This window comes from Rhodobacter flavimaris (genome assembly GCF_021378075.1).
Classification (GTDB): Bacteria; Pseudomonadota; Alphaproteobacteria; order Rhodobacterales; family Rhodobacteraceae; genus Rhodobacter; species Rhodobacter flavimaris.
The window spans coordinates 232,281-245,941 of sequence record NZ_JAJUOS010000002.1; the positions used below are offsets into that span (position 1 = coordinate 232,281).

The 13,661-nt window shown below is 61.6% G+C and carries 6 protein-coding genes; 1 reads left to right on the top strand and 5 read right to left on the bottom strand.

The genetic code is table 11. The features are described from left to right. Window positions 1–51 precede the first annotated feature (51 nt). Window positions 52–1,125 carry an ABC transporter substrate-binding protein gene (locus tag LZA78_RS03790; RefSeq protein ID WP_233675610.1) on the bottom strand — a complete coding sequence of 358 codons (1,074 nt, stop codon included), beginning with the start codon at window positions 1,123–1,125 and terminating at the stop codon, window positions 52–54. A gap of 87 nt (window positions 1,126–1,212) precedes the next feature. After that, the gene (locus LZA78_RS03795) at window positions 1,213–2,316 is read right to left on the bottom strand and encodes an ABC transporter ATP-binding protein (RefSeq protein ID WP_233675611.1); all 1,104 of its coding nucleotides are present in this window, start codon (window positions 2,314–2,316) and stop codon (window positions 1,213–1,215) included. A 552-nt stretch (window positions 2,317–2,868) separates the two neighbouring features. On the opposite strand from LZA78_RS03795, the gene LZA78_RS03800 reads away from it, so the two are divergent. Next, window positions 2,869–4,038 carry a tyrosine-type recombinase/integrase gene (locus tag LZA78_RS03800; RefSeq protein ID WP_233675612.1) on the top strand — a complete coding sequence of 390 codons (1,170 nt, stop codon included), beginning with the start codon at window positions 2,869–2,871 and terminating at the stop codon, window positions 4,036–4,038. A 76-nt stretch (window positions 4,039–4,114) separates the two neighbouring features. On the opposite strand, the gene LZA78_RS03805 is transcribed toward LZA78_RS03800, so the two are convergent. The 3 genes from LZA78_RS03805 to LZA78_RS03815 are packed head-to-tail and all read right to left on the bottom strand — an operon-like array spanning window position 4,115 to window position 13,646. Continuing rightward, window positions 4,115–6,283, bottom strand: coding sequence for a UvrD-helicase domain-containing protein (locus LZA78_RS03805; protein WP_233675613.1), 2,169 nt, complete (start codon window positions 6,281–6,283; stop codon window positions 4,115–4,117). Beyond that, window positions 6,280–12,684: a DEAD/DEAH box helicase gene (locus tag LZA78_RS03810; protein WP_233675614.1), complete on the bottom strand. Its 6,405-nt coding sequence runs from the start codon at window positions 12,682–12,684 to the stop codon at window positions 6,280–6,282. The genes LZA78_RS03805 and LZA78_RS03810 overlap by 4 nt, the downstream gene beginning before the upstream one ends. Before the next feature lie 14 nt (window positions 12,685–12,698). Beyond that, entirely contained in the window at window positions 12,699–13,646 is a 948-nt protein-coding gene (locus LZA78_RS03815) for a hypothetical protein (RefSeq protein WP_233675615.1), read from the bottom strand. Between the last annotated feature and the right edge of the window lie 15 nt (window positions 13,647–13,661).

The following is a 13,661-nucleotide window of genomic DNA, read 5'->3' on the forward strand; positions in this document are numbered from 1 at the left end:
TTTACGAAGAAAGGCGGGCGGCACCGCAACGGGGTGCCGCCCAGCGCAGGATCAGTTGGCGAGCCAGGCGTTGAACTTCTCGCTCAGTTCGACGTCGTGGTCAGCCCAGAAGGTCGGATCGGTCCAGATCGGGTTGATCAGGTTGTCCGGGTTGGTCGGCATGTGCGGCGCCATCTCGGTCTTGCCATCCTGGTAGAGACCAACGAGAGCCGAGGAGGATTTGCGCGCCGGGCCGTACGAGATGTACTTGGCCTGGTCGGCAAGGCGCTGGGTGTCGGTCGAGAAGGCCAGGAACTTCTTGGCGTCTTCCAGGTGCGGCGCACCCTTCGGAATGGCCCAGAGGTCGTAGTCCATGTAGGCGCCGTCCCAGATGATATTGAACGGCTTGTTCTCGGCGATCATGGCGTTGAAGATACGGCCGTTGTAGCCGGTGGTCATGACGACTTCGCCATCGGCCAGCAGCTGCGGCGGCTGAGCGCCAGCTTCCCACCACACGACCGAGTCCTTGATGGTGTCGAGCTTAGCGAGAGCGCGCGCGACGCCTTCCTCGGTGCCCAGCACTTCATAGACTTCGCTGCCCGGAACGCCATCGGCAACCAGAGCCATCTCGAGCGAACGCTTGGCGGCTTTCAGCAGACCGCGCTTGCCCGGGAACTTCTCGGTGTCGAAGAAGTCGGCCAGGGTGCTCGGCGGGTTGTCGGGGAACTTCGAGGCGTCATAGGCGACGACCGTGGCCCAGACGATGTTCGCGACAGCGCAATCCTGGATCGCGCCCGGAACGAAGTCGTCGGCAGCCGGGGTGCCATCGGGCGCCGCCGGCAGCATTGCCGGGTCGATTTCTTCCAGCAGGCCTTCGTCGCACAGACGGATCGCGTCCGACAGTTCGATATCGGCGAGGTCGATCGAGACGTTGCCCGCTTCGACCTGGGCCTTGAGCGGCGTGGCCGGGTTGTCGGCGTCGATCGAGTTGACCTTGATGCCGGTCATTTCGGTGAAGGGCTTGTGGTAGGCCTCAACCTGGCTGACCGTGTAGGCGCCACCCCAGGACACCACGTTCAGCTCTTGCGCACTGGCGGCAAAGCCGGTCGCGATCAGGGCCGTGGTCAGCATCATTGCTTTTTTCATCAGTAACTCCCGTGTTGATTCTCTTTAGTTTTTGTCATTCACGCCGCTTTTGCGCGGCAAGGGGGCGGGTTGACCCGCCCTCCTGACTTACATCGGATCGAGGGCGCGGGCGTCCTGCGGATGCCAGCCGATCTTGATCCGTTCACCGGCGCGCAGCTTGGTCTGCCCAAGCGTGTTGCGCGATTTCATCACGAAGTCCTCGGTGCCCGCAACCTTCATCCGGGTGCGGAAGATGTCACCCATGTAGATGACCTCAAGCACTTCGGCGTCGATCATATGGGCGCCCGGGGGCATCATCTCGGGCTTGAACTCGACTCGCTCGGGGCGGATCGACACCAAGGTTTCCTGCCCCACGCTCCGAACGTTGACGGGCGTGGCGTCGATGATCTCGCCCGTCGAGAGGCGCACGGTGCAATTGTCGCCATCCAGCGACTCGACCTTGCCAGGCAACTTGTTGTTCTCGCCGATGAACTGCGCCACGAACGAGTTCTGCGGGCGCTCATAAAGCTCATCGGGCGGAGCCAGCTGCTGGATGCGACCGTCGTTGAACACGGCGACACGGTCCGACATGGTCAGCGCCTCGCCCTGGTCGTGGGTCACGTAAACGACCGTGATGCCAAGCGTCTCGTGCAGGTGCTTGATCTCAAACTGCATATGCTCGCGCAGCTGCTTGTCGAGTGCGCCAAGCGGTTCGTCCATGAGCACCAGCTCGGGGTCGAACACGAGCGCACGGGCCAGCGCGATCCGCTGCTGCTGGCCGCCCGAAAGCTGGGCCGGACGGCGGTTGGCGAACTTGCCCATCTGCACCATGTCGAGCGCGCGCATGACCTTTGCCTCACGCTCGGATTTGCCCATGCCCCGCACTTCGAGCGGAAAGGCGAGGTTCTCGCCAACCGTCATGTGCGGGAAAAGCGCATAGTTCTGGAACACCATGCCGATGCCCCGCTTATGCGGCGGCAGGTCGTTGATGTTCTTGCCCGCAAGGCGGATCTCACCATGTGTCGCGGTCTCGAAACCGGCGAGCATCATCAGGCAGGTCGTCTTGCCCGAGCCCGAGGGGCCGAGCATCGTGAGAAACTCGCCCTTGCCGATTGAAAGGTTCAAGTCTTTGACGACAAGCGTTTCGCCGTCATAGCTCTTCTGCACATGGTCGAATACGACGAATCCATCGTCGGTGGCAGCAGTATTCAAATTCGGGCTCCCCGTCGGTTTTTTTAGTTCGTTAGCTCCCGTGCACCGAACTAAAGCAAGGGACTTTCAGGAATTCAACCCGCAATTCCAAACTCGTTCGACGTCTTCAATGGGCCCTTCGTTTCGGTCACAAAACCGTCAAAAAGCGTCACCTCGCGCGCAACGGGCGACCACATTGTTCATGCCGCAAGTGCAAAATGCTCTACCGGAGGAAGTTCGCGTAACGCTACGTAATGCAACCAAAACGCGAGCTCCCCGACACAAACTGGCGCGGCAGATCCGAATCACTCTCCGATTCGACCTGACGCTGGGTCAGACATCGGGAAGAATGCGATGTGCGAAGGGCGGAAAAGCAAAGCCCGAACCAAGGTCCGGGCTTTCGCGGCTTTCAGCCAATGGTGCGGTCGAGAAGCATTGTTAACCCACCCCAGAACGTCCCAGCGTGTACCAAAGGCCCTTATTTTCTTGCCCCATAACCAACTACGTGTCTCCGTGCGTCTTGTCATATTTCACCATATCCCATAGCATATGGGGGATAATTTGGGGGATATGATGTCAAAACTAAGTGCGCTTCAAATCAAGAACGCCACCCCAGGAAAGTATGAAGATGGACACGGCCTGCGTCTCATCAAGCGAGAGGATGGGGGCGGCCAGTGGGTCTATCGCTATATGCTGAATGGACGCCGAAGAGAGATGGGCCTCGGGGGCCTCGGCCCGATATCTCTTAAAGATGCAAGGGAGCTGGCGTCGGGGTTCCGTACACTCGTGGCCAAGGGGATAGACCCCATCAAATATCGCGAGCAACAAAGGCGCGAAGCCGCTCGAAACGAGCATCTGCTTAAAGATGTAGCACACGATGCCTTTGAAAGTCGCAAAGCATCGCTCAAAGGCGACGGTATCGCAGGCCGATGGTTTAGCCCCCTCGAACTCCATGTTCTGCCCAAGCTCGGGAAGAAGCCGGTGTCGCAAATCGATCAGCAAGATATTCGGGCGACGCTCGAGCCGATTTGGCACACCAAGGCCTCCACAGCGCAAAAGGCCGCTGATCGCCTCAAGATCGTGATCGATCACGCCGCAGCACTGGGACTTGATGTCGATCTCCAGGTGGTTGCCAAGGCAAAGCGGCTGCTTGGTCACCAGCGCCACGAGATCAAGTCCATCCCAAGCATGCCCTGGAGCGAGGTCCCCGACTTCTACGCTACACTCGAAGAACCGACGGTCACGCACCTTGCCCTTCGCCTCCTAATCCTGACCGGTGCGAGATCCAAGCCCATCCGATTCGCCCGGCTTGAAGAGTTCGACGGTAACGTCTGGACAATTCCAGCGGCCAACATGAAGGCGCGCGTAGGTGCGGAGCGCGACTATCGCATCCCTTTATCGCACGAAGCGATTCGCGTGATTGAACTGGCTCAGCGCATGGAGCGCGGGGGTTACCTATTTCCCTCATCTCGACGTGGGGTCATCAGCGATGCCACGATGGCGCGACTGATGGAGCGGCAGGGACTGGATGCTCGCCCTCATGGGTTCCGTTCGAGCCTGCGCACCTGGCTCGCCGAGATGACTGACGCTCCCCATGAGGTCGCAGAAGCAATGCTGGCACACATGTCCGAGAGCAAGGTCGTCCGAACCTATCGCCAAACAGACTACCTCGACCGGCGGCGCCTGCTTCTCCAGGAGTGGGCTGATTTCTGCACGTCGAAATCGGCGCCTGAGGCACGCTGAGACCACCTCGGCGATATGCGCCAAAATACGCCCCCCTCGGGCACATATCACGCGCTCCTAGGTGTCAGACAAGATCTCAGCTTATCAACTGGGTCGGTGTCCCGCTCCACGTAACCCGCAGCGCTTTCTTCGCCCGCGTTGCTGCGACGTGAAGAAGTGACCGGTACTGCGTCATGATGTCCTCCCGATCGGCCGCATCGACCGCTGCGTTCAGTGCGCCCGCCGGAGGGAATGCGGCGTCGGAAAGGAACGGGATCGCCACGGCAAAGAACTCTAGCCCCTTGGCCCGGTGCATGGTCGTAATTCGCACGCCGGGTACGGACCGATCGTCCGCTCCCGCCTGAAGTACCACGGACTTGATCCCGGCCGTCTGGAAGGCGCCATGGACCCGGGCAACATCCGAACGTCGTGCGCAGAGAACGCCGATATCCGAGAGCCGGATCTGGTCCTCTGGCAAGGCGCGGAGCCACGCAACGAGCCCTTCCAACTCCTCCGCTTCCGATCGGCAGCCAACCAATTCCGGCGCGACCCCATGCATCAGGCTCACATAACCGCGCAGTGAATCGGTCCCATCGTCAAGATCGTCCACACTCACGCCCTCCAGAATGGAGACGGCCCACGCCCGGATTTCCTGAGTGGTCCGATAATTCAGGCGCAGCCGTCGAGAACGACCGCGCACGTTGATCCCGCAGGCAGACATGCTGGCACGACGCCCGTAAATCCGCTGGTGGGCGTCACCTACGACAAAGAGAGAGTTCCGGTCCCCGATCGAAGTCACCGGCACGATTGCCCGGATAAGCCGAAACGCCTGCTCGCCCATGTCCTGCGCCTCGTCGACGATCACCGCCGCATAGGGCAGATTTGGCGCCTCGGAAGCCAGGATCTCGATCGCCTCCCGGTAGGCGTCATCCGGCTCGGCGAGCCCCGCGCTTATCATCCGGGCCCGATAATCTGCGAAAACGTCCCAGAGCGCAGTGCGCTTACGCCGATCGAGCGGGGTACCGCGTCCGGCCCGGGATGCCTTCAGGTAGGCGCGTTGGTCGGTCAACCCTTTCGCCTGGACGATCTGCGTCCATTCCGCACGGATGAAGGGTTCGGAGAGCCCCTCGGGCAGTTCATGATCGTCGAGCACTTCGCGCCAGATCTGATCTAGCCGGTCTCGTGCTTCCCCGAAGAAAGCGACCTCTCGAGCGAAGTTCTTACGCTTGAGAAATTGGGACACCCAACGATCCAGGTTGATCACCTCAATACGGGGAGGTCGAGCGTCCAGATGCGCTGGACACAGTGTACGGAGGTTCGCCTCGATGTCCTGCGCGAGGCTTGTCGTAAATGTGGTCAAGAGAACCCTCTGGCCAGCACGGGACGCGTCCTGCTCGATCTGATCGGCCAAGTGCTTTGCCCGATGCATGGCAACTACCGTCTTGCCGGTCCCGGCACCGCCACGAACCATGGCCGGTCCGTTGTAGTCCCGATAGGCGATCTTGCGCTGTTCGGGATGCAGGAAGACCCGCCACCCCTCGAGCCCCTCTTCGAAGACGCGACGCAGTTCCGCCTCGTCCTCCGGGATGAAAATGGTCTGGCGGCTCTCTTCAGTCTCGATCATCCGATCGAAGGTCAGATCCTGGACAGCCTTCTCCAAGGCGACTTCGGGCTCCTCTGGAACTCCGGTCAGGGCATAGACCTCTTCGTCGGTATATCCCGCGGCGAGCCCATAAAGGATTTGATAGGTCAGCGGATCAAAGTCTTCTTCCGCTGCTTCCAGCGCATCGATCGAGGCAAGAGCGCGGACCGCCGAAAGTTCTTCCAGGGCAACACCGAGAGCGAGTAACCGCTTGTCGGCCACCTCCGCAAAAAGGCGCGGCTCTGCGGCAGTCGAGGCCTCAGTCGGCGCGACTGTCAGGTCAATTTCCTCGACCACCCGGATCCGGTTCGTGTCCGGATCGAGTTTGACACGCCGATTTACTGCCCAGCGATACGCCTTGTCATGCTCGTTAACGTGGACGAACATAATGTCTCGGCCCACTTCGAAGGCAATTGCCCGGTATCCCTGATCGACGCGGAGGGATTTGAGCGAACTATCCTTCGCCCCCTCAACCGTTTCCAGGTTCAAGCCGTTGGCCGAGGGATCCGACATGTAGCGCGTCATCATGTCCAAGAACCGAAGCGCGACCTTGTCGGGCAGCTTGCGCAGACTTTTCATACAACCGATGTCGTAGGAGACCCGTTTGTTGATCGCAACCATCATGATTTTGTCTCCTGCAGTGCCTGAATAACCTTGGTAACGGTCTCACCGACCTGGCCCGTCTCCGGGTCAAACGGGATAAGCCGCCAGCTCACCCCCTCACACATCGTCTCTGCTACCGCGAGGCGGGCCTCGCCCCATCCGAACTCCATCATCCCGACGACACGCCCCTCGACGAGCAGGTCGTCTCCGAACCGGTCCGGTCCCGGCACTTCGGCTGCAATCAGCGCGTCGATCAAGGAATGGAATACCTCATCACAAAGCGCGCGAGCCTCTGTCCAGGCCTCAGCATCGGCATCCGTCGGGCCTGATCCTGAGGACATGTCCGGCGGGGATAGGGTTTCGAGGCCGGCCAGTTCCAAATGAAACCCGCGCGCGCCCTGAAACAGATTGACGAGCCGCCAGAGGCCGCGCCAAGCCTCCGTATACAATGCTTTTGCTGCAGGCTGGTGACCCGGGTCTGGCAGTTCTGCCCGCAGAAGAAGCCGGAGATCATCTTCCGATCCAACCCAATCCGTCGGCGAAATCTGGTTACATGCCAGATAGAGGTCGAGCGTCCCTGCGCCCACATGGTCCGTCAGCTCCGGGGTGAGAAGGAACTGTCGGCCCTCTTCTGTCAAAGACGCCTGGCGCGGGAGCTGGTCGAGCGGCCGACCCTTCGCAACGAGGCCGCGCGCCAGTATAGAACGAAGCGGCGCGTCGTCCTCTGCGCGCCCATCCAGAAGGCGCCAGAACCCCTCTAGCGAACTCTCGGTCTGTAGTCCCCGAACACCATCAACATGGGCCGCAAAGCCCGCGAAGGCGCAGACCATCGCGAGCCGCCCCACTTTCTCCGGGCCAAGAGCAGGCTCCACGAGCGGGTTGACGTATGACCGGTCGTCCTTGTCCAGATCCCGCCAGGAAAGGGTCCAGACCCGCACTCGCCCCGACCTGATCATCAGCATCCGATCCAGAAGGTCCTGCGCAACCGTGTCTGCGTGATACTCGAGCCCATCCATCTCGAGAACGACCGGAACGGAACCTGCTCGGCCGACCGGAGTGAACAGAAAGTCGATCCGCTTTCGGGGGAGCCCCTTGAAGCGGGCGTCGATCTGCACCTGTGGCTCGATCGTCCAGAGACGGGACGCGTCCGCGGGGCCAGCGCGCAGCACGAAGCCCCGGCGCCCACCAGGGAGAACCTGCGGGGTCAGAGCCTCATCTCCGTAACGGTGGACAAGAGTGTTGAGGAGACGCTTCTCGAGGGCACTCTCCACCAGCGCACCACGGATCGACTCGTCGATCCCGGTTTCCGTCCGGCTGAGACTGTCCCATTTCTGAAGGATCGTCTCCATCATCTGACGTGCCCGATCCCGGTCAGGCTCCCCGGGCCCGAACTGGGACCGATACGGCTTGACGCACCGGAAACAGCCATTCCGGTCAGGCTCCTGGTTGCAGGCACAGTCCCGGAGCGCCTCAGCCGCGCGGCTGATCACCGCCCGCATCGTGTCCGGATGCTCGCCGACCTGACGCAGATAGCCCGATCCGCCCGGGACCGCGTCATAGAGATAGAGGCTGCGGACCGTGGTCATCCCGTCGAGATGCGCTGCGAATATGGTCGAGCGCAGATGGTCCACCTTGCCGGCGAAATGCTTTCGCATCCCGAGGTTGATCGCCGCAACGAAGCTCTTCAGATCATCGTCATCGGCCTCCCCGACGACCGGGATCACGATCCGCATGGCTTCCGTGTCGAACTTACGCATCAGAAAGACGCCGGTTTCCCACTTGTCGCGCGCCAGGTCCGGTTCACGCATCACCTTGCAGTTCGGCGGGTGCGTCCCGCGATCTGCCTCGTCCTTGGGCGGCTTCTGAAGCGTTCCGCAGTGACGGCAGATCCGGAACGGCAGCGCTGGGCGTTTTTCCCCGGCTATCTTGGGTCCTGGAAGGGTGGATTTCGGGCCAAAGTTGAAATCCCGGAAGGTGCAATGAGGAAGGAACTCAAACCCGAAGGGCGCGCCGTTCTCCCGGCTCGTGAACCAGGACGAGACAATATCCTGCGGCTTGTGAAACGGCATCAGAACCCGATCGAACTGGCGTTGATCCCGTTGATCTCCATCCCGGATCGCCGCTTTCTCCTCGCTGTTCACCGAGATCACAGATTTGAGCTGAACGACATCATGATGCGAGCCTGTATCTGACCACATCTCGTCGCCGCACCGGGGGCAGGTGCTCGTCTCCATCCCCTCGAGCCGACTCGCGACGTGCGAGCACGACGGGCAAAAAGTCCAGGGGGTCAGGTCCTCCTTACCGATCTCAATCCGCTCGATCTGAACCTGTCGCCCGTTCGCATAGAAGAACTGGCCCGGGGCGAATTCCGACAGCGCAGAGCTCGCCGGACGGGAGTATTCCACATAAAGCAGCCCGTCCTCATCCTTGGAAGCCGCGTTTCTGGAGGTGTCATTGCGACGCGACAAGATCGAGGTGAGCTTCACACCTTCTTCCGGGAAGGCGTAATTTGGCAGGATGCCCTTGTCGGTGAGAAACTTGATCACCGCCACGTCGTCGATCCCGCTACGGATCAACCGGTTGATCTCCGTGCGGTCGCGCGAAATCTCGCCCTCACGTTTCTCGAACTCTTCGTCCGTCAGTTCGGCGCGCCGTTTCCGAAGGCGCGTGAGTTCTTTTGTCGCCTCTTCCCGTTTCTCGATCAGGCGTGCCTTTTCCGAAGCGGCCTCGTCGAAGGCCGCCCCGATCCGCCAACCGATGGATCTCTGGTCGGTCCCGGTCAGGAAGCCGCGCACACGATCTGCGAGGTCTGTTCGCGCCTGAACTTCCGGCGGAAGCCCGGCCAGAAACGCCGTCGCGTACTCATCCCCCCTGCTACGGACCTGCTCCAACCATTCGATCGGGAACCCCTCACTCGCGCCGGCGGCACGGCGTTTCAGCACGTCGCGAACCTTCCCGTAATCGCCTGTCTCTGAGGAAGCGGCGACATAGGCGTCGAGCGTGAATGCGGTTACCTGACGCAGCAATACCTCCTCGGCCGAGAGGAAGACCCCCGGAGGTCGCACCTGGCCAGCCAGCATCGGCGTCGGGTCCTCCCAGAACTGAAGGTCGTGGGCCCGCGCATTTGCGAGCACCATGTTCAGCGCATTCCCGTCGCGCCGACCGCTCCGGCCCATTCGCTGAACATAGTTTGCCTCCTCGGGCGGAACCGAGCCCAGAAGCAAGGTCGACAGATCCCCGATATCGATCCCCATCTCGAGCGTCGGGGTGGCGGAGATCAGATTGGGTGCCCAGCGGGTCTCGCCCCTGATGAACCCGGTCTCGACGCGCAGCCGCTCATCGGTCTCCAGGATCCCGGTGTGCTCGCGGGCAACCACCCGATGATTGCGGTCCGAACGTAGCGAACGGCGCAGCGCCGGGCGGGGCGGCATGTCCGCTTCGCCCAGGTGCCCCACGCAGCCGATCCGGGTGCACGGGGATCCGACAGCGATCTGCTCGTTTTCAGCGAGCGTCGTCTCCTGCCGTCCGCAGCGGTCACAGATGAGGCCGACCACGCGAGCCGACACGGTGACCTTATCGGGTTCGATCAGCCAGGCGTGACGGTTCTGCCCGTCTGGACCGTTGACGCCGCGGAGAATCCCGTCCGCTTCAAGGCGACGCAGGACAATCGGGTAAATTGCATCCGGATCGGTGGCATAGCGAATATCCTCCGTCCCAAGGGAGCGGAAGAGCCAGTCGCGATACCAACTCGCCCCTTGCGATCTGGTGATGCGCTCAAATCCGATCGGTGAATTGCCGAGAGTCACCGGGATCGGGGCCAGGCCCCGGCGGCCGTCTGGAGCCGGAAGGGTCCCGGTCTTTCCGACGCCCACTTGGATCGCCGCGGCAAACCAGTTCAGCCCGTACGTTCCCTTCGCGGTCGCGACCGCGCTTGCGAGGTACGGGTGTGCGACGGAGCCCTGACGACGCATCCGTTGAACCACCCCGGACAGGAATCGGGTGAGCAGGCCGGGATCAATGTCGGGGGCGCCCGGAAGTTCGTTGCGCAGTTCGCTTGCAAGCCGCGTTGCGGAGGCGCTCAGGAGATCGGCTGAGACCTCTGCCGCGGCCATCCCGTTGACCTCGAGCGTGTGGCTGAAATGCGCCCGATAGCTGAGGTCAACGAAATACTCCCAACCGAGCCGCAGCTTCATGTGATCAAGAAAGACCTGATCCGTGATCGATATCCCATCCCGGATCAGGTCCTGATACCGGCCCCGCCAAGTCTGTTCCTTCGGAATAAACAGCGCCGTGAACGCATCAGGCCCGTGCGCGTCAAGCTGCGCAGAGGGGACGTTTTCGATCACATCAAGAAGACTCATCCCGCCCGTTTCCGACTCTGCCAGCGCGGTGAAGAGGGATTTCTGATAGACAGAGAGGGCGTTGCGCGTCTCTGCGACCGCGGCCCGATGCGCCGCGTCCTGAACCGAATCCGAGAACATCAGGAAGCGCGGCTTCGCTTCGGGCTGCTCTTCGTTTTGAGCCGAGGTGTAGAGCGTTCCGGTGATCCCGGTCGTTAGCCTGGCCGCCCGCATGCCGAAAAGGAGCAGCCCCCGGGCTTGTCCGCAAGCGGGGCAAGTTCGGTCGATCCGACCGTTCGCGTCGGAGGGGTCGTACATCCAGACGGGAGCGGCCGGACCCGCTTCGAGGTTATCGTGATCGGATGGGGTGAACTCGATCGTCTCCGCATCAAGCAGGCCTTTGACGATCCGCACACCACCGCCGGCCGCAGGGACCATCCGGTCGATCGTCTCGTGATAGAAGAGCCGGATACGTTGCCCGCCATTCTCGTCGAAAAACTCCTCGTAGAGTTGTTCAAGCGGAGCCCAGCAGGCCGTCGAGTTCGGGTTCAGCCGCCCCACATGGGCGGTCGCGCCACAGCGGTTACAGTTCACGACCGGAAGGGCTCGACGCAGGGCGTGTCGGTCAAGGTCCAGTGCGTGGAACAGGTTCATCTGTGATCGGACCCCGCCCGCTTCCATGCGGGGCAGGTTCGTCACCATCCGCGACATCTCGCGGATCCAGAGCTGGAGCCGAACATTGAACAGCGGCCGCGGGCTCTGCGGGGAGCCGGACCGGGCCCAAGACACCAGCGCAACGACCAGCTCTGCAAGCGCGCGATGATCGGCTTCCGCCCAGTCCCGCAGGATCCGGACCTGCCCGAGTCCGGCTGCGATCGCCTCGAGTGGCGCCGGACCTTTGTGCTCGGCAATGATTTTCAGGACCCGCTGACAGAGGTGATGTTCTTTCAGCCGGTCCCCGAGCGCGATCCGCCAGGCCGGGTCTGCTGGGTCCACCTCTTCGAGGAAAGCGAGATCCGGGTCTGTTCGCTCCGGGAAAAGGCTGGTCGCAAGGCGAAGTGCCGCACCAGCCTGATCCATCTCTGCGGCTTCTTGAAGGGCTGAATGAATTTCTGCCGGTTCAGGCCGATCAAGGTATTCTGGATCGCCAAACACCTCGTTCGGCGTCTTTCGGGTCTCGGTAACGACCGCGCCCTCGTCGAAGGGTTCTCCAAAGATCGTCTCTGCATAGCGCCGCAGATCGATCCTGGCGTCCTCACCTGCCCCGAGCGTGGCCGAGGAGCCGACGCAGACAAGGTGCCCGTTTGGCGTCTTCAGGCGATATTTGAGACGCCGTAGCAAGAGGGCGAGGTCAGCACCTTGTGCACCGTCAAAGGTGTGCATCTCGTCAACCACGAGGAAGCGCAGGGTCTCCGGGTCGTTTTGGTCCCATAGCGGCTTGTCACGGCCGCGCAGGAGAAGATAGTCGAGCATCTTGTAGTTGGTGAGCAGGATGTCGGGCGGATTTTGCCTCATCGTCTCGCGATGCGTGATCACGCTGTCTGCGGTCACCTCATGTGTCGGGTTCTGCGGCTCCGCATCCGCGTAGATACCGGCGCGCACACCGTCCAGCGATCCGATCTCGGAAATCGCAGCCGCGATCCGGCGGGCCTGATCTGTCGCCAACGCGTTCATCGGGTAGATCAGGATCGCCTTGATCCCGGGCTTCTCCTTGTTCCGCCGACAGTGGTCGAGGATCGGCCAGAGGTAGGATTCCGTCTTCCCCGACCCTGTGCCGGTTGCAACCAGTGTCGATCGCATCGCCGCCCCGCTCAGCCGAGCGAAGGCGTCCGTCTGGTGCTGATAAGGCGCGAATTTCAGCGGCACCTCCGGGAAGGGCTGCGCCCACGCCCCTTCCTTTGCACCGTCAATCTGCCGAAACGGCATGTCGACCGAGATCCACGGCCCCTTCAAGAAGTTCCCGGGCTCGGCCATGAACCGCGCCACCACCCCGTCGAAGGCGGGGCTGGAGCTGTTCAGGGTCGTGTGGACCTGTTCACGCAGGCTATCCTGCACGTGGCGGGCAAGAAGGATCGGGTTCATGCTGAAATCACTCTTTACGTGTCCCCTTGCTGATGCATTCCCGCAAGGATGGCAAGACGGACCTGCTCTGCGTCCGCCTCAGTCCAATAGAGGCCGTCGGGGTGGGCAGACTTTCGAGCCCGAAGTGCCCCAAGGAAGCGAACGTCCCTAAGACCGGCCAACTCCAAGAGCCGCGGGTTGGAACGAACCAGATCAGCGAGGTAACTCCCGCCGCCCGCAGAGGTGAAAAAGTCCTTCCACCAACCGTTGAACTGACCGTTCTGGGACGCAACGGTCTTCGCCCTGGTTTGGGTTTCGGGCTTTTTTGCGCGAGATCGTCCACCGTCTTGTTGCTTGATTGGCTTTGTTTTCGAACGAGAAGCAAGAGGTGGCTCTAGGTGCGCGGGGGGCGCCCGCTGAACACCAGGCGCGGGGCCTCCTTGATCCAGAAGCGTCTGCTTGAGCGCGCCAAGTTCGGGGAAGATTTCGCCAAGCGTCGGGTTCTTGAAGTAATTGCGCAGGACCTTCTGGAAGGTACGGGTCTTCTGGTGTGCGACGGCACGTTCAATCGGGCTATCGTCAGCGTGATCGGGCTTGGCAGATCGTTTGAACTGCTCCGACGCCTGCCGCTTCTGCCGCGCCACCTCCTGCTTCTGAATATGGACCGTTCTCCAAGTCTTCATCAGGAACCATGCAAGGCGGGGCGTCCATGGCGCCCCACAGGCTGTTCGCGCTTGTTGCTTGTTCAGCACCTTGGCGACGTCTCCGGCCGCAAGATGACTGCGGTGACACGCGCGCAGGATATCGTCCAGCCCCAGAAAGAAGTCGTCGATTGAACGATTGCCAAACTTGAAATTGGCGAGCTCATCATCTGTCAGCAACGGTGGCGACTGGCCGTAGAGTTCCGCATTTGTCACCGGCGCCCCATCGGATCTCTTTTGCGCCCCGCGCTGCATCGAACGGACTTTGGACTTCATGCCCATGTGACACCTCCGTCA